The organism is Geodermatophilus sp. SYSU D00691 (assembly GCF_054050275.1).
Map to the genome: position 1 here is coordinate 1 of NZ_JBJGYZ010000021.1, position 25201 is coordinate 25201.

Below are 25201 nucleotides of genomic sequence, written 5' to 3' on the forward strand. Positions count from 1 at the left end.
GCCCCCGCCCGCGCGCGGCGGCGGGGGGGCGGGGGCCCGCCCCCCCCCCCCCCCCCCCCCCCCCCCCCCCCCCCCCCCCCCCCCCCCCCCCCCCCCCCCCCCCCCCCCCCCCCCCCCCCCCCCCCCCCCGCGGGTGTGCGGTCAGCCCGCGGAAGCGGTGGCCGGCTCGTCGGAGAACACGTCGCGCAGCTTGTCCTCCTGCTCCCGGCTGAGGTTGCTCTCGACCAGCACCATGTGCTGGCCCTCGAAGGCCTCCTTGACCCGGTCGACGACCGCGCCGGAGGACAGCACGAACAGCGCCGACGTGCCCGGCTGGATCTCGTCGCGGACCCGCTTGATGAACGAGTCGTCGATGCCGACGTCGGTCAGGCTGCCGGTCAGCGCCCCGATGCCGGCGCCGATCGCCATGCCCAGCAGCGGGATGAAGAAGATCAGCCCGAACAGGAACCCCCAGAACGCACCGCCGAGCGCACCGGCGCCGGCCAGGCCCGTCAGCTGCTTGGTCTTGGGCTTGCGCGCACCCTCCGGGTAGGTGACCAGCGCCGCGTCGTGGATCTGGATCAGCTCCTGCCGCTGCAGTTCCTTGAGCGTCATCTCGGCGATCTCGGCGCCGTTGGCGGTCGGGAACTTCCAGACGGTCATGGTGGCCATGGACTTCTCCTCGGGTGTGCTCGGCCGGGCCGGGTGGCCCGGGGTCTCAGGAGTTGAGGATCTGGCTCTTCTGCAGTTCGAACTCCGCGTCGTCGAGGACCCCCGAGTCGTGGAGCTGCCCCAGCTCGCGCAGCTGCGCGAGCTTGGTGTTGGTGTCGGTGCGCGCCGGCGCCGGCGCCGGCTCGGCGTAGGCCGGCTCGGGCTGGGCGTACCGGCGGGCGTCCTGCTCGGCCCACCGGTTGGCCTGGCGGCGGCGGACGCGACCGGAGACGGCACTGGCCGTCCCGGCGACGACGGCGGTGCGGGCCATCCCGCGGAGCAGTCCGGGCATGTGCGGTCCCTGGGGGTCGGGCCGGTCCGGGCGGACCGGCGGAGGACGTGCGGTCAGCCCGCCACCGTCGCGCCCTGGCGGGGGCCGGGGTGCGCGAAGGCGGCGACGAGGAGCAGCAGGCCGAAGAGGGCGATCTGGGCGCCGAGGACCAGCGAGAGCACCAGGACGGTCGCCTCCGGCCAGGCGACGGCGACGACGCCGAGGAGGAGGTTGACCGCCCCGGCGAGGGCGAGCCAGATCCAGCTGCGCGTCTCGTGCCGGACGGCCAGGGCCGTGCCGATCCGCACCGCCCCGTGCAGGATCAGCGAGACACCGGTGATCACGGCCAGCGCGAAGAGGGTGATGCCGGGCCAGAACACGGCGACCAGGCCGCCGACGACCAGCACCGCTCCCAGGACCAGCGAGGAGACGCGCCGGCCGTCCTCCCAGCCGACCGCGATCTCCAGCAGGCCGCCGACGACGAAGGAGAGCCCGACCAGCAGGGCGAGCGTGCGCGCCGCGGCCGTCGGGGAGAAGAGCAGGACGACGCCGAAGACCAGCGCCGCCAGGCCCAGCAGCCCGACCACGACGCGCACGCCCGTGTGCCGGGTCGGCGCCGCGCCCGCGGTGGGGCTGGAGACGTTCGCAGTCATGGGGGTCCTCTCGCGGAAGGGGCTTCCACGATCGAGACTCGCCGCCCGGCCGACCGGCGACCTCATCCCCTGCGGATGACGCGTCCGGCGGGCGGTGCCGACACGGTCAGTGGCATGAGCCGGCCGCGTCCGCTGCGCATCGCCACCACCGCCACCGCGCTCGCCCTCGTGCTCCTCGGCCCGGCCGCCTGCTCGTCGGGTTCGGACGACGGCGGCTCGGCGGGGGGCACGACGACGTCGTCCTCGGCCGCGTCGTCCTCGGGCTCGGCCTCCGCGTCGTCCTCCTCGTCCGCCGACGTCTGCGCCGCCGCCGACTCGCTGCGGTCCTCCCTCGCGGCCCTCGGCGACGTGCAGGTCGTGCAGAACGGGATCAGCTCGGTGCAGTCGGCGTGGACGACGGTCGAGGACAGCTGGACGGACCTGAAGGACGCCCTCGGGGACGAGTTCTCCTCCGACGTCGACGCCGTCCAGTCCGACGCCGACGCCGTGCAGTCGGCGATCTCCGCCGCCGGTTCGGACCCGTCGGCCGAGTCGCTCGGTGCCGTGGCCACCGCCATCGGCACCTTCCTCCAGAAGGCCGACGCTCTCGTGGACGAGGTGGGCTCGACGTGCTGACCATGACCCCGGGCATCCCCGCACCGCGCACCGCCCCCGGCTCCCGCCCGACCCCGGCGGAACGGCACGCCGCGGGCAAGGCCCTGCGCGGCGCCGTCCCGCTCGAGGCGCACGGCGAGACCGGGCGCACGGCGGGGCGCGACGCGCTCGCGCTGCTCGAGGAGCAGGCCGCCGACCGGCTGCCCGAACTCGGGCCGATCCGCTACGGCCGGATGCTGCAGACGCCCTTCGCCTACTACCGCGGTGCCGCCCGGGTGATGGCCGCCGACCTCGCCGGTGCGCCGCGGTCGGGGCTGACGGTGCAGATGTGCGGTGACGCGCACGTGTCGAACTTCGGCCTCTTCGGCTCCCCCGAGCGCCGGCTGGTCTTCGACGCCAACGACTTCGACGAGACGCTGCCCGGCCCGTTCGAGCACGACGTCAAGCGGCTGGTCGCCAGCCTGGTGGTCGCCGCCCGGCAGAAGGGCCTCGGGAAGAAGCAGCGGCGGGCGATCGCCCTGGCGGCCGGCGCGCGCTACCGCACCGCGATGGCTGAGTTCGCCGCGGCGCGGGAGATCGACGTCTGGTACTCGCGGATCGACGCCGACGAGCTCTTCGGCCAGCTGTCCGCGGAGCTGGACCCCGGCCCCCGCAAGCGGCTGGCGCGGGCGCTGGACAAGGCCCGCACGCGCGACACCCTGCAGGCGTTCGGCAAGCTCACCGAGGTCGTCGACGGCCGGACGCGGATCCGTACCGAGGCACCGCTGGTCGTGCCGCTGCGCGACCTGGTCGCCGACGCCGAGTTCGAGCGCTTCGCCGAGTCGTTCCAGGACCTGATCCGGCAGTACCGCGGCTCGCTGCAGGCCGACCGGCGCACGCTGCTCGAGCGGTACTCCTTCGTCGACATGGCCCGCAAGGTCGTCGGCGTGGGCAGCGTCGGCACCCGGTGCTGGATCATCCTGCTCGTCGGCCGGGACGCCGACGACCCGCTGCTGCTGCAGGTCAAGGAGGCCAACCGGTCGGTGCACGCCGAGTTCGTGGGCCGGAGCCGCTACGCCAACCAGGGACAGCGCGTGGTGGCCGGGCAGCGCCTCATGCAGCAGGCCAGCGACATCTTCCTCGGCTGGCAGCGCACCACCGGCATCGACGGGGTCGAGCGCGACTTCTACGTCCGGCAGCTGCGGGACTGGAAGGGCTCCATCGAGATCGAGGAGCTGCGCCCGGAGGGACTCCTGCGCTACGGGGAGCTGTGCGGCTGGTGCCTGGCCCGGGCGCACGCCCGCTCCGGTGACCGGATCGCGATCGCCGGCTACCTCGGCAGCTCGCCGGCGTTCGAGCGCGCGGTGGCGGAGTTCGGCGAGGCCTACGCCGACGTCAACGACGGCGATCACCGCCAGCTCGCCGACGCGGCCGCCGCGGGCCGGGTGCAGGCCCGGTCCGACCTCTGAGGCCGCCGGGGCGGCCGACCGTGGACGGACCGGCACGGCACCAGCTGCTCCTCGGCCTCGGCCGGGCGGGGCTCACGGTCGCCGGGCTCCTCGTGCTCTACGCCGTCCTGCCGCTCGACCGCCCGTTCACCGCCGGCACCCTGGTGGTGCTGGTGGGGGGCGTGGTCGTCCTCGGCCTGCTGGTCGGCTGGCAGGCGCGGGCGATCCTCCGGTCGCAGCACCCGGCGCTGCGCGCGGTGGAGGCGACGGCGCTGTCGCTGCCGCTGTTCCTCCTCCTGTTCGCCGCCGCGTACGTGGTGCTCGACGGCACCGACCCGGACGCCTTCACCGAGCCGCTGGACCGGTTCGACGGCCTGTACTTCGTGGTCACGGTCTTCGCCACGGTGGGGTTCGGGGACATCGCTCCCGTGAGCCAGCTGGCACGAGTGCTGACGACCCTGCAGATGGTCGGCGACCTCGTGCTCATCGGCCTGGTGCTCAAGGTCTTCCTGGCCGCCGTGGACCGCGCACGGCAGGGGCGCACCGAGCCCGCCCCCTGAGTCCTCACACCCCCAGCAGGCGGGCCTTCTCGCGCCCGAACTCCTCGTCGGTCAGGACGCCCGCGTCGCGGGCCGCGCCGAGCCGGACGAGCAGCTCCAGCCGGCCGTTGAGGGTCGAGATCGCCTCCGGGGTGAGCGCGGCCGGCACCAGCGGCTCCGGTTCCGGCGCCGCCTGCCGGGCGCCGACCGCCGCGCCGACCAGCACGCCGTTGGCGGCCGGCCGGGGCACCGGCACCGCCGGCGGCGGCCCGGCCGGCTCCGCGGGCTCGGCCGGCGCCGGCTCGGCCGCGCGACCGACCAGCCACGCGAGCGCACCGAGGTAGAGGGCGACCAGCGCCGCGATCCAGATGAGCACCGACAGGGTGGGCGCGGGCCAGAACAGCAGGACGACGGCGCCGACGACGATGCCGAGCCACCGCGCCTGCTTCTCGTGGTCGCGCGCGTAGCCGCCCAGGCGCTCGGTCCGCGCGGGGAGCTCCAGCCCGGCGGTGAAGGCCGTCGTCCACGCGGCGACACGGCGCGTCCACGGCTCGTCGGCGACCGGGGCCGCAGGCGCGGTGCCGGGTTCGGCACCCTCGGCGGCCGCCTGCGCCAGCCGGCGCTCCTCCCGGCGGCGCTGCAGCTGCGCGCGCGCCGCCGCGCTGCCGCGCCGGATGCCGGCGACGATCCCGAGCCGGCCCCACACCAGGGTCAGCACGAACACGAGCAGGACGGCGCCGAGCAGCCAGAGGGTCCACGACCGCAGGCTCCCGGCGAACACGTCGTAGACGGCCCCGACGGCGTCGCGGTTCTCCGGCCGCGCGGCGACGACCACCCGCCCGCGCGCCACGCGCAGGGTGATGAGCAGGAGCAGCAGCAGGACGGTCGTGGTGACCGCCCAGGCGCGCAGCGTGCCGCGCCGGTGCCGGGAGACCCACAGCGCGGCGGCGAGGGTGACCAGCGCGAGCAGCCCGAGCCACCACCAGACCGACTCCAGCAGGTCGACGGCGTTGTAGACCTCGGGGGCGCCGGCGGGGGTCAGCAGCGTGATGCCGACGTCGTCGGGCAGCAGGTCGAGGATCTGGCCGGCGATGCCGTCCTGAGCCGAAGCCGGCACCCGGTCCTTGGCCTGGCCCAGGGTGAACCGGACCGGCTGCCCGTTCACCAGCTGCGACTGGGCCGAGGTCAACGCCGCCTCGGTGAGCGGGCGGAACGGGTCCTCGGCGAGCAGCCGGCGCACCCCCGTCGAGACCAGCGACCGGATCCCCTCCTCCACGGTTCCCTGGAACCGCTGGAGGCGCTCGGGCAGCGCCGCGACGGCGTCGTCGATGGCGTCCTGCACGTCCTGGTTGCCCATCACGGTCGTGGTCACCTGCTCGGTGATCCGGGCCTCGACGGCCGGCAGGTCGATCGTCGTCTCCACGTTCGAGACGAAGACCTGCGTGTTGATCACGTTCCGGCGCGTCCACAGGGACGTGCTCGCCAGGAGGACGGCGAGCGCGCTCACCAGGACGAGCACCCCGACTCCGAATCGGCGCATGCGGCCACGGTCGCCGCCGCGCGGCGCGTTCTCATCACCCGGCGGGGATGAGGTGTCCGCCGCCGTCCGCCACCAGCGTGCGCGCATGACCCAGACCGTCCGCCAGGAAACCGCGATCGCCGAGCACGGCCTGATCGGCGACCTCCAGACCGCCGCGCTCGTCACCACCGACGGGTCGATCGACTGGTTCTGCTGCCCCCGCTTCGACTCCCCCAGCGTGTTCGGCGCCCTGCTCGACGACGAGCGCGGCGGGCGGTTCCGGATCCGCCCGGCCGACACCTCGTACACGTCCAAGCAGATGTACCTCCCCGACACCGCCGTCGTCGTCACCCGGTACTTCACCCCGGAGGGCATGGGGCAGGTCGTCGACTTCATGCCACCGGCCGGCGGCACCGCGACCGACCGCCACCGGATCGTGCGCCTCCTCGACTGCGTCCGCGGCCGGATCACCTTCGACGTCGAGCTCGCCCCCCGGTTCGATTACGGCCGGCGCCGGCACACGGTCGACGTCACCGAGCACGGCGCGGTGTTCGAGGCCGACGGCCAGCGGCTGACGTTCCACGTCGTCCGCGAGCCCGACGACCCGCGGGTGGCCACGGGGCAGCTGACCGACGGCGACGCGCACCTGCGCGTGGAGCTCACCGCGGGCCAGTCCCGCGGCGTCGTGCTCGAGTCGGCCGCCGACGGCCCACCGCGCGAGATCCGCTTCGCCGAGGTGAAGGAGCTGTTCGACCGCACCGTCGCCTTCTGGCGGTCCTGGGTGGGCCGGTCCACCTACGCCGGACGCTGGCGCGAGGACGTCCAGCGCTCGGCGATCACGCTCAAGCTGATGACCTACGCGCCGACCGGCGGGATCGTGGCCGCGCCGACGGCCGCGCTGCCCGAGCAGGTCGGCGGCGAGCGCAACTGGGACTACCGCTACACCTGGGTGCGCGACGCGTCGTTCTCGGTGCACGCCCTGCTGCGGCTCGGGTTCGTCGAGGAGGCCGCGCAGCTCGGCCGGTGGATGGGCGACCGGATCCGCGAGCGGCTGCACAGCGACAGCGGGCCGCTGAACATCATGTACCGCATCGACGGCTCCTCCGACCTCAAGGAGGACGTGCTCGAGCACTGGCGCGGCTACCGGGGCTCGGCGCCGGTGCGGATCGGCAACGGCGCCGCCGAGCAGCTGCAGCTCGACATCTACGGCGAGGCGCTCGACAGCATGTACGCCGCCGTCCGGGCCGGCCTGCCGCTGCCGTACCAGGGGTGGTCGGCCATCGGCCACGTCCTCGACTGGCTCGCCGACAACTGGGACCAGCCGGAGGAGGGCATCTGGGAGACCCGCGGCGGCCGGCAGCCGTTCACGTACGGGCGGGTGATGAGCTGGGTGGCCTTCGACCGGGGCGTCCGGCTGGCCATCGAGCACGGCCGGCCGGCGCGGCTGGAGCGGTGGACCGGCGAGCGGGACCAGATCTACCGGCAGGTCATGGAGAAGGGGTTCCACGACAGCCGCAGGGCCTTCGTCCAGCACTACGACACCGACGTGCTCGACGCCGCCCTGCTGCGGATGCCCACCGTCGGCTTCGTCGACGGCCGCGACCCGCTGTGGGAGTCGACGCTGCGGGCGATGGACGGCGAGCTGGTGACCGACAGCCTGGTCTACCGCTACGACCCGGAGGCCTCGCCGGACGGCCTGCGCGGCTCGGAGGGGACCTTCTCCCTGTGCACGTTCGCCTACGTGGACGCGCTGACCCGCGCCGGGCGGCTCGACGACGCCCGCACCGCCTTCGAGAAGATGCTCACCTACGGCAACCACGTGGGGCTGTACTCCGAGGAGATCGCGCTCACCGGCGAGCAGATCGGCAACTTCCCGCAGGCGTTCACCCACCTGGCCCTCATCGACGCCGCGGTCACCCTCGACGCCGCGCTCGACGGCCGCCCGCCGCGGTGACGGCGGCACCCCTCGTCCGCGGTGGGTGACGACGGACGGCGGCCGGCTCACGACGCTGGTCGCCGTCCGTCCCGCAGTCAGGAGGAGCCATGACCCAGACCGCCCCCGACAACGCGCTCGGCCCGATCGCCCAGGGCGACGCCCCGGTGATCGAGACCGTGCTCGCGATGAACCTCGACGCGCTGGAACGTTCCGGCCTGGACCCCGAGACGTACCTGCTCGTGCGCCTGGCCGTGCTGGTCGCGCTCGACGCCCCGCCCGCCTCCTACGCGGTCAGCCTGGGCGCCGCCGCCGAGGCCGGCATCACCGTCGAGCAGGCGCAGTCGGTGCTCGTCGCCATCGCCCCGCTGGTCGGCACCCCGCGCGTCACCGCGGCGGCCGGCAACATCCTGCGCGCCCTGCTGGGCGTGGAGGCGCTGGCCGAGGCCATCCCCGAGCAGCGCACGTCCTGACGCCGACCGCCGTCGGCGCCGATCCGCGCAGGGAGGACCACCCATGACCAGGACCGGCGCCGGCAGCGGCGCGGCCGTGGCGACGGCGGGCGCGATCGTCCTGCCGCTCGCCCTCGCGCAGTTCATCGCCAGCTACGCGGCGTCGAACATGAACGTCGCGATCAGCACGATCGCCGACGACCTCGGCACCGACGTCGCCGGGATCCAGACCACGATCACGCTGTTCACGCTGACGATGGCCGCGCTGATGATCCCGGGCAGCAAGCTGACGGACATCTGGGGCCGCAAGTTCTGCTTCATCCTCGGCCTGGTGGTCTACGGCGCCGGTGCGCTGCTCGCCGCGCTGGCCCAGGGCCTGGGGATGCTGACGATCGGCTACTCGCTGCTCGAGGGCATCGGGTCCGCGCTGCTGATCCCGCCCATCTACATCCTGATCACCGTCGTGTTCGACGACGTGAAGACCCGGGCCAAGTGGTTCGGCGTCGTCAGCGGCGCCGCGGGGCTCGGCTCGGCCGCCGGCCCGCTGATCGGCGGTCTGATCACCAGCTACGTCAGCTGGCGGGCGTCGTTCCTGCTGCAGGTCCTCGTCGTGGCCGCGATCGCGCTGCTCGCCCGGCGGATCGACGACCCGCCGCTGCCCGCGCAGCGGCCCCGCTTCGACCTCGTCGGCGCCGTGCTGTCGGCAGCCGGCCTGTTCCTGGTCGTCTACGGCATCCTGCAGACCGGCACCGAGGGGTGGTCCTCGGCCCGGGTGTGGATCCTGGTCGCCTCCGGCGGCCTGGTGCTCGGCCTGTTCTTCCTCTACGTGCAGACCCGCGAGCGGCGCGGCCGCACACCGCTGGTGTCGCCGTCGCTCTTCCGCAACCGCACGTCGAACCTGGGCCTGCTCACCCAGAACGTGCAGTGGCTGGTCCTGCAGGGTGCGTTCTTCGTGATCTCCGTGTTCCTGCAGCAGGAGCGGGGCTACTCGGCGATCGAGACCGGACTCATGCTCATCCCGGCCACGATCGGCATCCTCCTGTCGTCGGCCATGGCGCAGCGGATGGCCAGCCGGCACCCGCAGCGGCTGCTGATCCGGGCGGGGTTCACGCTCACCGTCGTCGGCCTCGGCCTGCTGCTCCTCCTGTCGCGCGAGGACTCGGCCAACTGGACGTTCTGGCCCGGCCTGTTCCTCATGGGCTTCGGCGTGGGCGCCATGCTCACCGCGTCGGTCAACGTGGTGCAGTCCGCCTGGCCCGAAGAGGTCCAGGGCGACATCTCCGGGGTCTCCCGCAGCGTGAGCAACCTCGGCTCGTCCCTGGGCGTGGCCGTCGCCGGCTCGGTGCTCGTCGTCGCCGCCGGGGGCACGCCGTACGCCGTCGCGCTCGTGGTGATCGGCGGGTTCGCCCTCGTCGGCTGGATCGCCGCCTTCCTGCTCCCCCACGCACCCCGGGAGCACCGGGCCGCCTGACGGCTACGGGCGCGGGGACGGGACCAGCCGCCGGTACTCCTCCTCGGTGAGGGCGCCGCGCTGCAGGAGCTCGCGCGCCCGGGCCTGCTCGTCGACGTCCCCGCCGGTACCCCAGAGCCGCGGAGAGGGGTCGACCAGGTCCGGCGGCGGGCGCAGCCGGCGGGCAGCGCGCTCCTCCATGGCCCGGCCCTGCGACACCAGGTACGTGAAGACGCCGAGGAACGGCAGCAGCAGGGTGGCGAGGACCCACCCGGTCTTGGCCCAGCCGCCGATGTCGTCGCGCGCGAACAGGTCGCCGTAGACGCGGAACAGCAGCCAGAACCACAGCACCCAGCTGAAGACGAGCAGCATGGTCCAGAACAGGTCGAGCAGCGGCACGGTTCCTCCTCGGTCGGGGGTCGGCGGGCGGGTCATCCCCGTCCGCGCGGCGCCTCGGGCAGGCCGGCGAGCGCCGCGGTCAGGAACGGGCCCACCACCCGCTCGGCATCCACGGCGGCCACCGCGACGTCCAGGGCGCCGCGGCCGGGGACGAGCAGCCGGAGGACGACCGGGCGCGGCCCGAGGCCCCGCACCTCGCGCGGCGCCAGGGCCCGCCGCTCGGAGTCGGGGTCCGGCTGCACCGCCAGCGGTGTGAGCCACAGCCGCAGGACGCCGGTGCGGACCACGAGCACGTCCGCGACCCACGCGGCCCGGGTACTCCGGAGCTGCCAGCGGTGGCTGCGCCGCCCGCTCGTCGCGCGCAGGCGGCAGCGGAACCAGGGCAGCTGCCGGGTGCGGTGCCGGCCCCACGCGGTCAGGACGGCGACGGTCGCCACCACGAGGAGCACGGCCGCGGCGGCCGGCAGCAGGGCGGACATGGGCGCGGGCGAGGCGTCAGGTGGGGACGTCGTCGTACGTGCCGGGCCCCGTCGTCGTCCGGACCTCGAGCAGGTCGAGACCGAGACTGCGCAGCCGCTGGAGCATCCCGTGCAACCCCGGCTGGTCGGTCGGTCCGGTGCGGAGGATGGTGAGCGGCGGTTCCTCGCCGAGGTCCTCCGCACCGATCTCCTCGAGGAGTTCGGCGGGGACGGGCCCGCGCACGCGGAGCTCGTACACCTGTCGTCCCATCGCGGGTGCTCCTTCCGCCGGGACACCGTTCGCGGGGGCGTCGCTTCGGTGCCGAGCCTGTCGTCCGGGCCGGTCCCGGTGCCTCCCCCACGGCGGATGATGTGACCTCCGGGCACTGCCGCGACGCTGACGACCATGATCGCTGCCGACGACTACCCGCTGGTCGACGTGCTGTGGACCTTCATCCTGCTGTCCGCCCTGATCGTCTGGTTCTGGCTGCTGCTGACCGTGCTCGCCGACCTGTTCCGCCGGCACGACCTGTCCGGCTGGGCCAAGGCCGCCTGGGTCCTGCTCGTCCTCGTGCTGCCGGTGATCGGCGCCGTCGCCTACCTGCTCGGCCAGGGCCGCGCCATGGTCGACCGCGAGAACCGGCGGGCCGAGCGCCTGCGCGCGATCGCGACCCCGCGCCGCGACGCGGTCGACGAGATCGCCCGGGCGAAGGAGCTGCTCGACCGCGGCGCCCTCACCGAGGAGGAGTTCGTCCAGCTCAAGCGGCGCGTGCTCGCCTGACGCCGATGACCGGGGCGGAGGACACCTGGCTGCGCCGGTCCGCGCGGCGGTTCACGCTGGGCACCGGCCCGCTCAAGCGCGGCAGCGACCGGCTGCAGGAGGCCGGCCGGGTGCTCGTCGTCCTGGCCGTCCTCGCCGCACCGCTCGTCGCCGTGGCCGCGGCGACCACCGTCACCGACCGGCTCACCGCCGTCGCCGAGGAGCAGGCGGCCGAGCGGAGCCGCACCGACGCCGTCCTGGTCGAGGACGCCCCCGCGGCGTCCCGCGAGCCCGGGTACGACTCCTTCACGCCGCCGCGCACGGCGTCGGCGGCGGCCACCTGGCTCGCACCGGACGGCACGGTGCGGGAGGGCCGCGTGCCGGCGCCGTCGGGCTCCCCGGCCGGTAGCTCCGTGCCGGTGTGGGTGGACCTCGGCGGGGACCTCGTCCCGCCGCCGCTCACCACCCACGACGTCTCCGGCGCGGCCGGCGCGATCGGCGCCGGCGTCCTCGTCGCGGTGCCGGCCGCGGCCGGCGCCCTCTACGGCCTGCTGTGCGCGGCCCTGGACGCCCACCGGCAGCGCCGGTGGGCGCAGGGGTGGGCGGCCGTCGGGCCCGGCTGGGCCGAGCGCCTGCTCTGACCGGTCAGCTGCCGGCCGGAGCGGTCTGCGCAGCCGCCGCCTCCTCCGCCTCGAGCGCGTCCAGCGCGGCCACGAGCGCCTGCACGGGGATGTGCCCGGCGCCGACGAGCTGCCCGCCCGAGCGGCGCAGGGCGGCCGCGAGCGGCGTGGCCCAGGCGTTCTCGTAGACCAGGACGGCGGCCGCGGTGCCGGGGTCCAGCGCGGCGGCGGCCTCGGCGATGTCGTCGGGGCCCACCAGCCCGGAGGCCGCCCCGTCAAAGAGCGCGGCTTCCAGGAGCTGCATGCGCTCGAGGTCGACGTGGCTGAGCGTGGTGACCGTCCCGTCCTCGTCCTTGCGCAGGAAGGCCAGGTCGAGGATGCGGATGATGCCGCGGTCCACCAGGTCGAGGAGCAGCGGGAACGCCTCGCCGGTCATCCGGTCGGTGGGGAAGGCCAGGACGATGTAGTCGACCGGTCCCAGTTCGTCGAGGTCCGGGGCGTGCTCGAGGTCTGCGGTCATGTCTCCTCCAGGGGCGCGGCGACGGTCCGGGCCCACCGTTCCGCGCCGCCGTCCCGGCGCACGTCACCCGGTGCGGACGATCGCGGGCGCCCCTCCGCGCGACGGTGCCCGCCCCCGCGGCCGGGGACGGGCACCGTGCGGCGTGCGATCAGCGGTAGTAACCCTTGAGCTCCCGCCCGTGGACGATGATCGCGTAGATCACCACGACGTCGATCGTGATCATGATGACCGACCAGACGGGGTACGCGGCGATGAACGCGATGTTCACCAGCGCGCTCAGGCAGGCCACGATGACGCCGACGACGCGGGCGACCATGTTGCCGGCCAGCAGGCCCAGCCCGGCGAGGACGCCGACGACGCCGATCACCACGTGGACCCACCCCCACGTGTTGTAGTCCACGTTGACCACGAGCCCTTCGCGGCCGACCAGGTAGAAGCCCTCGTCGAACACGGCGACGAGCCCCTGGATGATCTGGAAGGCGCCGAGCATGATCAGCATGACGCCGGCGAAGACCACCCAGCCGGCCCAGGCCGTGGGGGCCGGACCGTAGGGGGCCTCGACGTCCGTGTCGCTGCGGCGCGAGGTGTCTGTCATCAGCTCTCCTCCTCGAACGGACCGGTGCCCGTGTGGTGGTCCGCACTGTGCTGCGGGGGTCGGGGGCCCGGCATCGTCCGCCGCGCATGATCGGCGCGGTGCAGCGGGACGACCCGCCCGGTGGTCGCCTCCGGTTCCGGGGGCTCGTCCCGCGGACGGCGGGGTGGGGCCGCCTCGTCGCAGCGGCGGATCTCCAGCAGCTCGACGTCCCGCGCGGTCAAGCGGTCGACCACCTCGCTGAGGTCCCGGTCGGCCGGGACGCGCAGCCGGTAGACGGTCCGGCGCGGCACGGCGGTGGGTTGGACCGGCACCCGGAACGTGGCGAGAGCGGCCGCGCTGACCACCGTCTCGATCCTCAGCTCGTACCGCACCCGGGCTCTGGCCATCGGCGCGCCCCCTCTGTCGTCCTCAGCTGTGGATCCGGCACACGGTTCCCGAGCGGCGGCGCCGGCCGCCTCACCCGGAGTGCATGAGGGAGCGGCCGGGCTCAGAGGAGGCCGCGCTCCCGCGCCCGTCGCACGGCCTGGTTGCGCCGGGTCACCGCGAGCTTGCGCAGGATGCTGCGGATGTGCGTCCGGACGGTGTTCACGGAGATGAACATCGTCGCCGCGATCTCGGCGGTCGAGAGCATCTCCGCCAGGTAGCGCAGCACCTCGAGCTCGCGCTCGCTGAGCTCCTGGACGACGTCGGGGACCTCGCGGCGCGCCCGGACCACCTCCGCCCGGCGGGCCGCCACGTCGGCGGTGGGGCTGAGCCACTCGCCGAGCCCGTGCAGGCGCGGGTGCGAGCGGAGCAGGACCCGCACCTGGGGCGGGGTGTCGAGGAAGGGCCACCGGAGCAGCTCCGGTCGGGCCAGGTCGAGCGCGGCGGCGAGCTCCTCGGCCGCGGCCGTCGCCGACCCCGCCTCCATGAGCTGGCACGCCCGGACGACGAGGGAGTCGACCACCGCGGCCAGCGAGCCCGAGAGGTCCTCCGCCGCCGGCGCTCCGGTCGTCTCCCCCGCGAGCAGCTGCGCGGTCGCCCGCACCCGGTGTCCCCAGGGCTCGTCGCCGGCCGTGTCGCCGAGGATCCGCAGGCCCTCGTCGACGTGTCCCCGGGCGACGGCGAGCCGGACGACCTCGGTGACCACCTGCTCGGCCACCCACCGCGGCAGCCGCGGCCCCCGCAGGTGCGGGGACAGGCACTGCGCGGCCGGGTCGTACTCGTGCCGCAGCCGCAGGAGCTGGCACTGCAGGACGGCGAGCAACGGCTCCGTCCCCACCGGCTCCCGGTCGGCCGCCCGGGCCCGGGCCCGTGCTCGGGCGGACCACTCGCGGGCCTCCACGAGCGCGTAGCGGCGCAGGTGCACCCACGCCAGCGCCGTCGCCACGGCCGCCTCGCGGTGTGGCTCGTCCCGGCCCTCCTCGGCGGCGAGCGCATCGGCCTCGGCGGCCACCCGGGCGGCGCGCTCGAGGTGTCCCTGCAGCGCCTCGAGCAGCGCGACGTGCGCCAGAGCCCGGCAGCGCAGCCGCCGGGCCGACGCGGTCGTCGCCGCGGCCGCCGCGGCGCGCAGCCCGGCGACGAGGTCCTCGACCGGCGCGTCGGTGCGCAGCGCCGCGAACGCGCGCTGGCTGCTGACCAGCGCCGTGCACTCCCGGCGCTCCCGGCGGTCGGCGTCGGGCAGCCGGGTGACCAGCGCCGCCACCGCGTCGGCCTGCGCCACCACGGCCGCGGGGTCGGCATCCCCGTCCCCGTCGGCGACCAGGCAGGTCAGCGCCGCCGACACCCGCAGCGCCGGCCGGTCGCCGCCGTCGCGCGCGGCGGCCGTGGCCCGCAGGTCGTCGGGCGCGGGCGCCTGCCCGGCCGCGAGCGCGCCGGCGGTCCGGATGACGGCGGCCTCCGGCCCGGGGACGTCGGCCGGCAGGGCTTGCAGGCCGCGCAGCGCCGGGTCGCTCCCGTGCACCAGCACGCGCGTCACCAGCAGGTCGTCGACCAGGAGGCGGACGACGAAGGTCCAGTCCCCCGCCGCGATCGCGTGCCCGATCGCCTCCGCGGGCCGACCGGCCTCGGCGTACGCGGCCGCGCACACGCGGTGCAGGCCGGCGACGTCGCCCGGGCGCTCGTAGGCCAGCTGCGCCTGGAGCATCTCGCGGAAGAGCGGGTGGATGCGGTAGACGCCGGGCGCGTCCGTCGACTGCTCGACGAAGGCGTTCGCGTGGGCCAGCCCCGCCAGGATGCGCCGGCCGTTGGGCCGCCCCCCGAGCCGGTCCACCAGCTCCGGCGTGAGCTCGGCGGTCACGCTGATGCGCAGGAGGAAGCGTCGCACGCCGGCGGGCTGCCGCTCGAGCACCTCCGCGAACAGGTACTGGGCCACGCTGCCGTCGTCGCGGGCCAGCGACGTCACCAGACGCTCGGCGGGCAGCCCCTGCTTGAGCGGCGCGGCGGCGAGCCGCAGACCGACCGCCCAGCCCTGCGTCTCCGCGCACAGCGCCCGTGCCGCCCCGATGTCCACCGGGACGCCCATGGCCTGCAGGAGCTCGCAGGTCTCCGCCGGGGTGAAGGCCAGCTGGTCGCCGCGGATCTCCGACAGCGTGCCGGCCAGCCGGTACAGGTGCAGCGGGAGCGGCGGGTCGGCCCGGGCGCAGAGCACCAGCCGCAGCCGGCCACCGGCGTGCTGGAGCAGCAGGTCGAGGCCGGCGGCTATGGACCGGTCGGTCAGGTGGTCGGCGTTGTCCAGGACGAGGACCACCGGCTGCCCGGCGGCGACGAGGTCGGCCGCCAGCTGGGGGACCAGCCAGGCCGGGGGCGGCTCGCCGGGGACGAGCTCGGGGGCCCGGGACAGCGGGATGCCGGCGCCGGCCAGGGCGCGCAGGACGTAGCCCCAGAAGGTGGCGGGGTCGTCGTCGTAGTCGTCGAGGGTGATCCAGCCCACCGAGCCCCCGGCCCGGCCGGCCCGCAGCCACGACGCGGCGAGGGCGGTCTTGCCCGAGCCGGCCGGGCCGCTGAGCAGCGTCAGCGGGGTGTGCTGGACCGCGCGGGTGAGCACCGCGAGCAGGCGCTCGCGCGCCACCGTCGCGTGTGCCAGGTCGGCCGGCTCGAGCTTGGTCGCCAGGCCCTGCCAGGCCCGCGCGGTCTCGCGGGCGGTGAGCGGCCCCACCGCCGACAGCCTGGTCATGAGGTGCCCTCCAGGGTCGCTTCCCCCGCGCCTCTTCGGACCTCGCGGAACTCTCCGGTTTCCGTGGACACCCTCCCGAGCACGTCGCTCCCAGGTCAGAGGCGAAGGTCCCCGGCCGGTGCCGATGGTCTCCGGGACGGACGGCCCCCTCGGGGAGCATGGCGGTGCGCGGCCCCGGCCGACTCACCCGCAGCGGATGAGGGAGCGCGGCGCGCCCACCCCGATCCTGACCGGTGGCGACCGATCGGGAGGCCCGGATGCACCTGCCAGCGCGATGGGGTCCGCCGTGGCCGTGATCCCGGAGGAGCCGCGGGTCCGGCCCCTCGGCCCCGCGCGCGGGGCGAGCCGAGACCGGGAGCCGACCGCCGTCGACGGCGCCCTGGCCGTCCTCGCCGTCGCCGCGGCGCTCGTGCGCTACGCCGCGGAGGTCGCCGAGCGGCGCCGGCGCGCGCTGTTCCCCCGGCTCCCGGCCGTGCGCCCGCCAGGACGTGGGCCGCTTGGTCGGGTGCTGGCCCACCCGGCGTCGGCTGCCGTCCGGGCGCTCTCGGCGGTCGCGGACGTCGCCGTGCCCGAGGTGACGCGGGCCGTCCTCTCCCGCCTGGACCTCACCTCGCTGGTCCGGGAGTTCGTCGACCTGGACCGGCTGGCCGCCGCCCTGGACGTGGGTGCCGTCGTCGACCGTGTCGACCTCGACGCCGTCGTGGCGCGGGTGGACATCGACCGCGTGGCCGCCCGCCTGGACCTCGACGCCGTCATCGCACGGCTCGACCTGGACGCACTGGTGGACAAGGTCGACGTCTCCCGCGTCGTCGACCGCGTCGACCTCGACGCGGTCGTGGCCCGGGTCGACCTGGACCGGGCCGTGGAACGGGTCGACCTGGACCGGGCCGTGGAACGGGTCGACCTCGACGCGGTCGTCGGCCGGGTGGACGTCGACGCGGTCGTCGACCGGGTGGACGTCGACCGCGTGCTGGAGCGCACCGACCTCGCGGGCGTGGCCCGGTACGTGGTCCAGGAGATCGACCTGCCCGGACTGCTGCGCGCCTCGACCGGCTCGGTGACCGCCGAGATGGTGCGCGGGGTGCGCGACCAGGGGGCCGACGCCGACCGCGCCGTGGAACGGGTCGTCGACCGGCTGCTGCACCGCTCCGGCCGGCGCACTGCGACCGCCGGCCCGGAGGCCGACGGTGACCGCCGCTGACGAGCGGCGCCGGGACGGCGCCCACCCCTGGCACGACGCGGCTCCCCCGGTGGTGCTCGCCGCGGGCCCGCGGGCGGCCGTCCGCGGCACCCGCGCCGGGCTGGTCACCCGCGCGCTGGCCAACGTCGCCGACCTCGTCGTCGTGGCGCTCGTCGTGGGCGTCGGGTACCTGGCGGTGGCCGCGGCCCGCTACCTGCTCGGCCCGACCCGGTTCGCGTTCCCGGTGGCGTCCCCGGCCACCCTGCTCCTGATCGGCCTCGGCGTGCACGCGGTGTACTTCGCCGTCACGTGGGCCGTGGTCGGTGGGACCTACGGCGACCGGTTGCTCGGCCTGCGGGTCACCGACGACCGCGGGGAACGGCTCGGCTGGGCACGGTGCGCGGTCCGGGCGGTGGTCTGCGTGGTCTTCCCCGTCGGGCTGCTCTGGGTCCTGGTCAGCGCGGAGAACCGGTCGGTGCAGGACCTGGTGCTGCGCACCTCGGTGGTCTACGACTGATCCCGCGTCGTCTGCACGGGACGATGCCGGCCCGCCCCCGCGCGCGGCACGCTGGAGCCACCCCACTCCCGCGGGAGGTGACCATGACCGCACCCGCCCCGCCCCGGGACGACCTCACGGTCCTCGACCGGCTCATCTCCGCGGCGCTCCAGACGCTGCGGGCCGCCCGGGTCGTCACCGCGGCCGCACCGACCCGCCGGAACCTGGAGCGCCAGGCGCGCGCGGAGGAGCACCTCGACGCGCTGCTGGACTACCGGCACGCCGTCCGCCACCGCTGACCGGAGGAGGCCACCATGCCCGAACTGCCGTCCGCCCTGCCGGTGCTGGGCCGGGGGCACCACCGCAGCCCCGACCGCGGCGCGTGCTTCATGGAGTACACCGCGCTGCTGGCCGGTGAGTCGTTCAGCGACCACCCGCGGTGCGTGGACCCGGAACTGGCCACCGTCCTGCGCGGCGCCAACGACCGGCTGTCCGACGCCGACCGCCCGAAGCTCGTCCCGATGCTGGGCCGGGCGATCGGCCTGGGGCTCGGGCCCCGACCGCCCCGCCCGGGCTGGGGCCGGCCGGCCGCGGAGCGGCGGCGGCGCCGGGAGGAGCTGGCCCGCCACCGCGCGGAGACCGCACGGCTGCACCGGGCCGTCACGGCGCGGTTCGCCGCGGCGGTCAGGCTCCCCGCCTGCGAGGCCACCGGGCTGTGGGCCGGCGGCGGCGAGGACGTCTCGTGGCTGTTCTGGGACGCCATGGACCACCCGACCGCGCTCGGCCGCTCCGAGGACTACGTCCGCCGGCTGGTCGCGCGCCTCGACCTGCTCCACACCTGCTACGAGGAGGCCCTGGCCGAGCTCGGTCACCTCCCCGCAACACGGGTGCCGGTCCCGACACACGTTCTTGACGACGGCGACCCGCTCGCGACACCGCGGAACGGTTGAGTCCGGAGTCGACCCGCAGATCGGCTGCGGGGCGCATCTAGGGTTCCGCCGCCTGCGCGCAGGCGGGCCTGGTCCGAGAGATGCAGGCGGGCCGCGCACCGGCGCCGGATCGCCCCACGGCGGGACAAAAGCCCGGGAGGCCAGCACTGGCCCGGGCCGTGGTGTGCCCGGACCCGTTGTGGGGAGGCCGGCACGACCGTGCTCGCGACAGACCCGATCCTCGAACACGACATCCCCGCCGCGTCGGCGTGGTCGCTGGAGCTGCGCGCCGGCCGGGTGCTGCGGCTGACCGCCCTGGACGACGGCGCCGTCTGCTCGGTGCTGCTGTACGCCCACCGGCACCCGGTCGACCGGCTCAACGTCCCGGACACGCTCAAGGCGCAGATGAGCGCCCGCATCGCCCCGCCCATGGTGCTCATGAGCGACCGCGGCACCGCGCTCGCCTCGGTCACCGGCTCGTCCCTGGACTGGCACGACTGCCTGACCGGGCACTCCCTCGACGCCCACGTCGCCGCGTCCGGCCCGAGCTCCTACGGCACCGACCGCAACAACTGGCGCCGCTCGGCCCGGGCCGGCCTGCTGGCCGAGCTGCGCAAGCACGGCCGCGGCCCGGCCGACCTGCACGCCACGGTCAACTTCCTCGCCAAGGTCGCCATCGGCGCGGACGGCGGCTTCACCCACGTGCCCGACCACGCCCGGGCCGGCGACTGGGTCACCCTGCGCGCCGAGCAGGACCTGCTGCTGGTCGCCTCGACGGCGCCGCACCCGCTGAGCACGACCTGGGCCCCCGGCGCCGTCCGGGCCGTCGTGGAGCCGGGTGCGCCCTACGGGGAGGACGACCCCTCGGTGACCTTCCGCGCCGAGAGCGCCCGCGCGCTGGCGAACGCCCGGGCGGTGCTGGCATGACCGCCGTGCAGCTGGTCGGCAGCGACCTGCGCGAGGACGACGCCGTCCTCGACGTGACCGTGGCCGCCGGGGACGGCTTCGCCGGCGTCGTCCGGGCCGGCGGGTCGTTCCGGATCGTCGACCTCGAGGGCAACCAGGCCGCCGACACCCTCTTCTACGACGCGCACGACCTGGCCAACCGGTACAGCGCGGTGGACACCATCCGCGAGCAGGGCGGCGCCTACCTCACGACCGGCTCGCGGCTCCTGTCGGTGGGCCTCGACCCGCTGGTGACGATCACCGCCGACACCGTCGGCCGGCACGACACCCTCGGCGGCGCCTGCGCGCAGGAGTCCAACGTCGTCCGCTACGGCATGCACACCCGGCACCAGCACGCCTGCCGCGAGACGTTCCTGCGCTACGGCGCGACCGTCGGCATCGGCCCGCGCGAGCTCGGGCACAACGTCAACTTCTTCATGAACGTGCCGCTCACCGGCGACGGCGGCCTGACCTTCGCCGACGGCCTCTCCGCGCCCGGCCGGTACGTCGAGGTGCGTGCCGACCGCGACACCCTGGTGCTGATCAGCAACTGCCCCCAGCTCAACAACCCCTGCAACGGCTGGAACCCCACGCCGATCCGGCTGCTCGGCTGGGACCCCGCGTGACGCTCGTCCACCCGGACGTCCGCACCGCCACCGTCGAGGTCCTCTCCCCCGGGGTCCAGACCAGCGTGCAGGACCTCGCGGGCCGCCGCGGGCTGTGGGACGTCGGGGTGCCGCCCTCGGGCGCGTGGGACGACCTGTCGTTCGGGCTGGCCAACCGGGCGGTGGGCAACCCGCCGACCGCGGCCGGGCTCGAGGCGGTGCTGACCGGCCCCGTGCTGCGCTTCGCCGGGCGCACGCTGATCTGCCTGGCCGGCGCCGTCCCGCACGCCACCCTCGACGGCCGGCCGGTGCGGCCCGGCGTCGTCACCGTCGTGCGTCCCGGCACCGTGCTCGACATGGGGCCCTGCGGGGCGCCCGGGATGCGCGGCTACCTCGCGGTCGCCGGGGGCATCGCGGTGCCGCAGGTGCTGGGCAGCCGCTCGACGTTCCTGCTCGGCGGCTTCGGCGGCCTCGACGGCCGCGCCCTGGCCGCCGGCGACGAGCTGCCGCTCGGCCGGCTGGAGAACTGCGACGCCCCGCTGGACGTCGACGGCCTGCTGCCCGAGCTGACCGGCGACTGGACGCTGCGCGTGCTGCCCGGTCCGCACGGCGCGCCGGAGCACCTCACCGAGGACGGCGCCGCGGCGCTGTTCGCCGCGACCTGGGCCGTCGACCACCGGGCCGACCGCACCGGCATCCGCCTGGTCGGGCCGGCGCCGGGGTGGGCCCGCACCGACGGCGGCGAGGCCGGCCTGCACCCGTCGAACATCCACGACAGCGCCTACCCGGTCGGCGGGATCATGCTCTCCGGCGACACCCCGGTGATCGTGGGGCCGGACGGACCCAGCCTGGGCGGCTTCATCGTCCCCTGCGTCGTCGTCGCGGCCGACCGGTGGAAGCTGGCCCAGCTGCGGCCCGGCGACGCGGTGCGGCTGCAGCCGGTCGCGGCCGCCGACGCCGACCGGGCCAACGCGCTGCGCGCCGCGCTGCTCGCGCACCCGGCGGCCGCCGTCGAGCGCCCCGCGGCGGTGCAGCCGGCGGTCCCGGTGCGCGTGCCCCGGCCGGTCGTGCTGGCCGCCCTCGCCGGGGCGGGCGCCCGCCCGGACGTCGTCGTGCGCGCCGCCGGCGACTCGCACCTGCTGCTGGAGGCCGGGCCGGCCGAGCTCGACCTGTCCGTGCGGGTCTGGGTCCACCTGCTGGCCGAGCGGCTGCGGGCGCTGCGGCTCGGCGCGGTCCGCGAGCTGGTCGAGGGCGTGCGCTCGGTGCTGGTGCAGGTCGACGAGCGCGCACTGCCGCTGCCGGCCCTGGCCGGTCTGCTGGTCGACCTGGCCGCCGACGTGCCCGACCCGGAGACGGTGACCCTGGCCGTCCGGGAGGTCACGCTGCCGCTGGCGCTGGACCACCCCGCGGCGCACGAGGCGATGGCCCGCTACGCCCGCTCGGTGCGGCCGGATGCGCCCTGGTGCCCCGACAACGTGGAGTTCATCCGCCGGATCAACGACCTGGAGCACCGCGACGACGTCTTCGACGTGGTCACCGCGGCCACCTACCTGGTGGTCGGGCTCGGCGACGTCTACCTGGGCGCGCCGGTCGCCGTCCCCGTCGACCCCAGGCACCGGCTGGTGACGACGAAGTACGACCCGGCCCGCACCTGGACGCCGCAGAACGCCGTCGGCATCGGCGGGGTCTACCTCTGCGTCTACGGGATGGAGGGCCCCGGCGGCTACCAGCTCGTCGGCCGCACCGTGCCGGTCTGGCGGCACGTGCCCGGCTCGGCCGACCCGCCGTGGCTGCTGCGCCCGTTCGACCGGCTGCGGTTCCGCCCGGTGACCGCCGACGAGCTCGCCGGGCAGCGGGCCGCGATCGCGGCCGGCACGGCCGACCTCGAGACGCGCCCCGCCACCTTCTCCCTCGCCGAGGTGCGCGCACTCGAGGCCGCGCACGCCGGCGAGATCGCCGCCTTCCGTTCCCGGCGCCGCGCCGCCTTCGACGCCGAACGAGCCCGCTGGAGCACCGCGTGACCGCCACCCGCACGACCCCCGTGACCGCCGCGTCCGAGGCCGCCCGGGCCCTCGGCCGGCCCGCGTTCGTGCACGTCCTCGACCCCGACGAGATCCGGGCGCTGGCGCCGGCCGCCGGCGGGCCGCTGGCCGGCGTCCCGGTCGCGGTCAAGGACAACATCGACGTGGCCGGCGTCCCGACGACCGCCGCCTGCCCGGCGCTGACCACCCCCGCCGCGACGTCGGCGACCGTGGTGCGGCGGCTGCTCGACGCCGGCGCCGTCCCGGTGGCCAAGACCAACCTCGACCAGTTCGCCACCGGCCTGGTCGGCACCCGATCCCCCTACGGCGCCTGCGCGAGCGTCGCCTCGGCCGCGCACGTCAGCGGCGGCAGCAGCTCCGGCAGCGCGGTGGCCGTGGCGGCCGGCGTCGTCCCGCTGGCGCTGGGCACCGACACCGCCGGCAGCGGCCGGGTGCCGGCCGCCTTCAACGGGCTGGTCGGCGTGAAGCCCACCCGCGGCCTGGTGCCCACCCGCGGGGTGCTGCCGGCCTGCCCCTCGCTGGACTGCGTCACGACGCTCACCCGCGACGTCGCCCTGGCCCGGACGGCGCTCGGCGTGCTCGCCGGCCCCGACCCGGACGACCCGTGGTCGCGGCCGGCGCCGGCCGGGCTGCCGCCGGGCGTGGCGCGCACGATGCGCGTGGTCGCCGCCCCCGCCGGGCCGCTGGACCTCGCCCCCGCGCACGCCGCCGCCTGGGAACGGGCGCTGGCGCACGCCGCGACGGTGGCCCGGCTGGTGCCGGTCGACGTGTCGGCGTTCCTCGAGGCCGCGCGGCTGCTCTACGGGGGGCCGTTCCTCGCCGAGCGGCTGGCCGCCTTCGGCGCCCTCCTCGAGCCCGACGGCCCGCACCTCGACCCGACCGTGCGGCGGATCGTCCTCGGCGCCGCGGGGATCACCGGTGCCGACGTCTTCCGCGGGCAGCAGCGGCTCGCCGAGCTGCGCGCCGCGGCGATGCCGGCCTTCGTCGGCGCCGACGCGCTGCTGCTGCCGGTCACCCCCGACCACCCGACCCTGGCCGAGGTGGCGGCCAACCCGGTCGGCGTGAACGCCCGGCTCGGCACGTACACGAACATGGTCAACCTGCTCGACCTCTGCGCCGTCGCCGTGCCGGCCGGGCGGCGGGACGACGGCCTGCCGTTCGGCGTCCAGCTGCTCGCCCCCGCCTTCGCCGACGGGCCGCTGCTCGACCTCGCCGCCCGGTGGCTGGGCGAGCCGGTGGACCCGCCGGCCACCCGGGGCCTGCTGGCCGTGGCCGGCGCGCACCTCTCCGGGCAGCCGCTCAACCCGCAGCTGGTCGAGCTCGGCGGCCGGCTGCACGCCCGCGCCCGCACCGCCGCCGGCTACCGGATGTACCGGGTGCCCGGCCCGCTCCCCCGCCCCGGCCTTGTCCGCGACGCCGGCGGGCCCGCGGACGGCCTCGAGGTGGAGGTCTGGAACCTGCCGCCGGCCGGCGTCGGCGAGCTGCTGGCGTCGGTCGCCGCGCCCCTCGCGCTCGGACCGGTCGAGCTGGACGACGGCACCGTCGTCCCCGGCTTCCTCACCGACCCGAGCGGAGTGGACTCGGCGGCCGAGATCACCGCGCACGGCGGCTGGCGGGCATTCCTCGCCGCGCGCTGACGACGCGCCCGGGCGGTGCGGACACGCCGGGGGCCGTGTGCCCCCGGCGGTTCGCGGGAATCCGTCGTCCCATGACGGCGACGATCGACTGGCGCACCCAGCTCGACGGGCTTCCCCTCGCCGAGCGGCTGCGCGCCCTGCTGGCCTACGAGCTGGCGGCCGACCGGTCGGCCGGCGCCCCGGTCGAGGTCACCGCGGCGACCCTGCGGGCGGTGGCCCAGGCCGAGGGCCTCGACGACCGGCAGCCGTGGATCGACGCGGCCGCCGAGCGGATCAGCGCCGGCACCTGGGAGTCCCTCTAGGAAGAGGCGCGGACCACCAGCTCGGTGGGCAGCACGGCGGGGTCCTGCCCGTCGGCCGAGTCGGGGTCGCTGATCAGGCGGATGAGCAGCTCGGCCATCTCGCGGCCCATCTGCTCCACCGGCTGGCGCACCGACGACAGCGGCGGATCGGTCACCCGCGACAGCGGCGAGTCGTCGAAGCCGACGACGGCGACGTCGTCGGGCACCCGCCGGCCGGCCTCGCGCAGCACCCGCAGCGCGCCGATCGCCATGAGGTCGTTGGCCGCGAAGACGGCGTCGAGGTCGGGCGCGCGCTCGAGCAGCGCGCGCATCGCCCGCACGCCGCTGGCCTCGCTGAAGTCGCCCTCCACCACCAGCGCCGGGTCCTCGGGCACGCCCGCGGCCGCCAGCGCCGCGCGGTAGCCGGCGAGCCGGTCCTGCCCGGCACCCATGTCGTGCGGGCCGGTGATCGTGGCCACCCGCCGGCGCCCGCGCCCGAGCAGGTGCGCCACCCCGGCGCGTGACCCGCCGACGTTGTCGACGTCGACGTAGGCGCCGCCGAACCCCGCCGGCGGCCGCCCGCCGAGCACCACCGGCAGGCCCCGCACCTGCAGCTGCTGCGGTAGCGGGTCGTCGCCGTGCAGCGACGCCATGAGCACGCCGTCGACGTGCTGCGGGGTCAGGTAGTGCTCCAGCGGCCGCCCGGGCCCGGCCGACAGGGCGAGCACGAGCTGCCGACCGGCCACCGAGACCCCGGCGCTGATCCCCCGGACGAGCCCGGCGAAGAACGGCTCGGTGAAGACCCGGTCCTCGCTCTCGGAGATGACCAGCGCGACGGCGCCGGTGCGGCGGGTCACCAGGGCCCGGGCGGCCAGGTTGGGCACATACCCGAGCTCGGCGACCGCCGCCTCGACCAGCAGGCGGGTGCGCTCGGAGACCTGCGGCGAGCCGTTGATGACCCGCGACGCGGTGCCGCGCCCGACCCCCGCCCGCTCGGCGACCTGGTCGAGGGTCGGGCGCTCACCGGTCGCGGTCACCGCGCCAGTATCCCG

29 protein-coding genes and 1 riboswitch are annotated in these 25201 nt (G+C 76.0%); of the genes, 17 read left to right on the forward strand and 12 right to left on the reverse strand.

Going from position 1 to position 25201, the window contains the following annotated elements:
- Nucleotides 1–141 precede the first annotated feature (141 nt).
- The 3 genes from ACI797_RS15860 to ACI797_RS15870 are packed head-to-tail and all read right to left on the reverse strand — an operon-like array spanning nucleotide 142 to nucleotide 1614.
- Complete coding sequence (locus ACI797_RS15860; protein ID WP_456859675.1) at nucleotides 142–651, reverse strand: DUF1269 domain-containing protein; 510 nt, start codon at nucleotides 649–651, stop codon at nucleotides 142–144.
- Nucleotides 652–697: 46 nt separating this feature from the next.
- Nucleotides 698–982: an SHOCT domain-containing protein gene (locus ACI797_RS15865; protein WP_456859676.1), complete on the reverse strand. Its 285-nt coding sequence runs from the start codon at nucleotides 980–982 to the stop codon at nucleotides 698–700.
- A 53-nt stretch (nucleotides 983–1035) separates the two neighbouring features.
- Nucleotides 1036–1614 carry an HdeD family acid-resistance protein gene (locus ACI797_RS15870; protein WP_456859677.1) on the reverse strand — a complete coding sequence of 193 codons (579 nt, stop codon included), beginning with the start codon at nucleotides 1612–1614 and terminating at the stop codon, nucleotides 1036–1038.
- A 114-nt stretch (nucleotides 1615–1728) separates the two neighbouring features.
- On the opposite strand from ACI797_RS15870, the gene ACI797_RS15875 reads away from it, so the two are divergent.
- The 3 genes from ACI797_RS15875 to ACI797_RS15885 are packed head-to-tail and all read left to right on the forward strand — an operon-like array spanning nucleotide 1729 to nucleotide 4195.
- Nucleotides 1729–2229, forward strand: a complete 501-nt coding sequence (locus tag ACI797_RS15875) for a hypothetical protein (protein WP_456859678.1) — start codon at nucleotides 1729–1731, stop codon at nucleotides 2227–2229.
- 2 nt (nucleotides 2230–2231) lie between these two features.
- Nucleotides 2232–3656 carry a DUF2252 domain-containing protein gene (locus ACI797_RS15880; protein ID WP_456859788.1) on the forward strand — a complete coding sequence of 475 codons (1425 nt, stop codon included), beginning with the start codon at nucleotides 2232–2234 and terminating at the stop codon, nucleotides 3654–3656.
- Between the two features lie 20 nt (nucleotides 3657–3676).
- The gene (locus tag ACI797_RS15885; protein ID WP_456859679.1) at nucleotides 3677–4195 is read left to right on the forward strand and encodes a potassium channel family protein; all 519 of its coding nucleotides are present in this window, start codon (nucleotides 3677–3679) and stop codon (nucleotides 4193–4195) included.
- A 4-nt stretch (nucleotides 4196–4199) separates the two neighbouring features.
- On the opposite strand, the gene ACI797_RS15890 is transcribed toward ACI797_RS15885, so the two are convergent.
- Nucleotides 4200–5714 carry an SHOCT domain-containing protein gene (locus ACI797_RS15890; RefSeq protein ID WP_456859680.1) on the reverse strand — a complete coding sequence of 505 codons (1515 nt, stop codon included), beginning with the start codon at nucleotides 5712–5714 and terminating at the stop codon, nucleotides 4200–4202.
- Between the two features lie 85 nt (nucleotides 5715–5799).
- On the opposite strand from ACI797_RS15890, the gene ACI797_RS15895 reads away from it, so the two are divergent.
- The 3 genes from ACI797_RS15895 to ACI797_RS15905 all read left to right on the forward strand — a co-directional run bounded on the left by ACI797_RS15895 (nucleotide 5800) and on the right by ACI797_RS15905 (nucleotide 9549).
- Entirely contained in the window at nucleotides 5800–7647 is a 1848-nt protein-coding gene (locus ACI797_RS15895) for a glycoside hydrolase family 15 protein (protein ID WP_456859682.1), read from the forward strand.
- Between the two features lie 89 nt (nucleotides 7648–7736).
- A complete protein-coding gene (locus ACI797_RS15900) occupies nucleotides 7737–8099 on the forward strand; it encodes a carboxymuconolactone decarboxylase family protein (protein ID WP_456859683.1) in 363 nt (120 codons plus the stop codon).
- Between the two features lie 43 nt (nucleotides 8100–8142).
- The gene (locus ACI797_RS15905) at nucleotides 8143–9549 is read left to right on the forward strand and encodes an MFS transporter (RefSeq protein WP_456859684.1); all 1407 of its coding nucleotides are present in this window, start codon (nucleotides 8143–8145) and stop codon (nucleotides 9547–9549) included.
- Nucleotides 9550–9552: 3 nt separating this feature from the next.
- On the opposite strand, the gene ACI797_RS15910 is transcribed toward ACI797_RS15905, so the two are convergent.
- From ACI797_RS15910 to ACI797_RS15920, 3 genes are read right to left on the reverse strand one after another with little or no spacing between them, the layout of a single operon-like run.
- Nucleotides 9553–9927, reverse strand: coding sequence for an SHOCT domain-containing protein (locus ACI797_RS15910; protein ID WP_456859685.1), 375 nt, complete (start codon nucleotides 9925–9927; stop codon nucleotides 9553–9555).
- A gap of 32 nt (nucleotides 9928–9959) precedes the next feature.
- Nucleotides 9960–10406 carry a hypothetical protein gene (locus ACI797_RS15915; RefSeq protein ID WP_456859686.1) on the reverse strand — a complete coding sequence of 149 codons (447 nt, stop codon included), beginning with the start codon at nucleotides 10404–10406 and terminating at the stop codon, nucleotides 9960–9962.
- Between the two features lie 16 nt (nucleotides 10407–10422).
- A complete protein-coding gene (locus tag ACI797_RS15920; RefSeq protein WP_456859687.1) occupies nucleotides 10423–10656 on the reverse strand; it encodes a hypothetical protein in 234 nt (77 codons plus the stop codon).
- A gap of 135 nt (nucleotides 10657–10791) precedes the next feature.
- Between ACI797_RS15920 and ACI797_RS15925 the strand changes: the two genes are divergently transcribed.
- On the forward strand, nucleotides 10792–11166 hold the full coding sequence (locus ACI797_RS15925) for an SHOCT domain-containing protein (protein ID WP_456859688.1): 375 nt from the start codon (nucleotides 10792–10794) through the stop codon (nucleotides 11164–11166).
- 5 nt (nucleotides 11167–11171) lie between these two features.
- Complete coding sequence (locus ACI797_RS15930; protein WP_456859689.1) at nucleotides 11172–11786, forward strand: Rv1733c family protein; 615 nt, start codon at nucleotides 11172–11174, stop codon at nucleotides 11784–11786.
- 4 nt (nucleotides 11787–11790) lie between these two features.
- Here ACI797_RS15930 and ACI797_RS15935 read toward each other — a convergent pair whose 3' ends face one another.
- The 4 genes from ACI797_RS15935 to ACI797_RS15950 form a co-directional block, all read right to left on the reverse strand.
- Nucleotides 11791–12285 (reverse strand): DUF6325 family protein, encoded by a 495-nt coding sequence (locus ACI797_RS15935; RefSeq protein WP_456859690.1) that lies wholly within the window; start codon nucleotides 12283–12285, stop codon nucleotides 11791–11793.
- A gap of 148 nt (nucleotides 12286–12433) precedes the next feature.
- Nucleotides 12434–12880 carry a DUF7144 family membrane protein gene (locus ACI797_RS15940; protein WP_456859691.1) on the reverse strand — a complete coding sequence of 149 codons (447 nt, stop codon included), beginning with the start codon at nucleotides 12878–12880 and terminating at the stop codon, nucleotides 12434–12436.
- On the reverse strand, nucleotides 12880–13266 hold the full coding sequence (locus ACI797_RS15945; RefSeq protein ID WP_456859692.1) for a hypothetical protein: 387 nt from the start codon (nucleotides 13264–13266) through the stop codon (nucleotides 12880–12882). Before ACI797_RS15945 ends, ACI797_RS15940 begins: the two co-directional genes overlap by 1 nt.
- Nucleotides 13267–13367: 101 nt before the next feature.
- Entirely contained in the window at nucleotides 13368–16034 is a 2667-nt protein-coding gene (locus ACI797_RS15950) for a LuxR C-terminal-related transcriptional regulator (protein ID WP_456859693.1), read from the reverse strand.
- A 286-nt stretch (nucleotides 16035–16320) separates the two neighbouring features.
- On the opposite strand from ACI797_RS15950, the gene ACI797_RS15955 reads away from it, so the two are divergent.
- From ACI797_RS15955 to ACI797_RS15995, 9 genes are all read left to right on the forward strand, one after another.
- On the forward strand, nucleotides 16321–17235 hold the full coding sequence (locus ACI797_RS15955; RefSeq protein WP_456859694.1) for a hypothetical protein: 915 nt from the start codon (nucleotides 16321–16323) through the stop codon (nucleotides 17233–17235).
- Nucleotides 17222–17731, forward strand: a complete 510-nt coding sequence (locus ACI797_RS15960; RefSeq protein ID WP_456859695.1) for an RDD family protein — start codon at nucleotides 17222–17224, stop codon at nucleotides 17729–17731. The genes ACI797_RS15955 and ACI797_RS15960 overlap by 14 nt, the downstream gene beginning before the upstream one ends.
- A gap of 83 nt (nucleotides 17732–17814) precedes the next feature.
- Nucleotides 17815–18009 (forward strand): hypothetical protein, encoded by a 195-nt coding sequence (locus ACI797_RS15965; RefSeq protein ID WP_456859696.1) that lies wholly within the window; start codon nucleotides 17815–17817, stop codon nucleotides 18007–18009.
- A 15-nt stretch (nucleotides 18010–18024) separates the two neighbouring features.
- Nucleotides 18025–18660, forward strand: a complete 636-nt coding sequence (locus ACI797_RS15970) for a hypothetical protein (RefSeq protein ID WP_456859697.1) — start codon at nucleotides 18025–18027, stop codon at nucleotides 18658–18660.
- A 26-nt stretch (nucleotides 18661–18686) separates the two neighbouring features.
- Nucleotides 18687–18801, forward strand: a riboswitch (guanidine-I (ykkC/yxkD leader).
- Between the two features lie 57 nt (nucleotides 18802–18858).
- Entirely contained in the window at nucleotides 18859–19566 is a 708-nt protein-coding gene (locus ACI797_RS15975) for a DUF1989 domain-containing protein (protein WP_456859698.1), read from the forward strand.
- Nucleotides 19563–20210: an urea amidolyase associated protein UAAP2 gene (locus ACI797_RS15980; RefSeq protein WP_456859699.1), complete on the forward strand. Its 648-nt coding sequence runs from the start codon at nucleotides 19563–19565 to the stop codon at nucleotides 20208–20210. The genes ACI797_RS15975 and ACI797_RS15980 overlap by 4 nt, the downstream gene beginning before the upstream one ends.
- On the forward strand, nucleotides 20207–22210 hold the full coding sequence (locus ACI797_RS15985; RefSeq protein ID WP_456859700.1) for a 5-oxoprolinase/urea amidolyase family protein: 2004 nt from the start codon (nucleotides 20207–20209) through the stop codon (nucleotides 22208–22210). The genes ACI797_RS15980 and ACI797_RS15985 overlap by 4 nt, the downstream gene beginning before the upstream one ends.
- A complete protein-coding gene (atzF, locus tag ACI797_RS15990; protein WP_456859701.1) occupies nucleotides 22207–23868 on the forward strand; it encodes an allophanate hydrolase in 1662 nt (553 codons plus the stop codon). Before ACI797_RS15985 ends, atzF begins: the two co-directional genes overlap by 4 nt.
- Nucleotides 23869–23939: 71 nt before the next feature.
- Nucleotides 23940–24170: a hypothetical protein gene (locus ACI797_RS15995; protein WP_456859702.1), complete on the forward strand. Its 231-nt coding sequence runs from the start codon at nucleotides 23940–23942 to the stop codon at nucleotides 24168–24170.
- Here ACI797_RS15995 and ACI797_RS16000 read toward each other — a convergent pair.
- Nucleotides 24167–25186, reverse strand: a complete 1020-nt coding sequence (locus ACI797_RS16000) for a LacI family DNA-binding transcriptional regulator (protein ID WP_456859703.1) — start codon at nucleotides 25184–25186, stop codon at nucleotides 24167–24169. The genes ACI797_RS15995 and ACI797_RS16000 overlap by 4 nt on opposite strands.
- Nucleotides 25187–25201 lie beyond the last annotated feature (15 nt).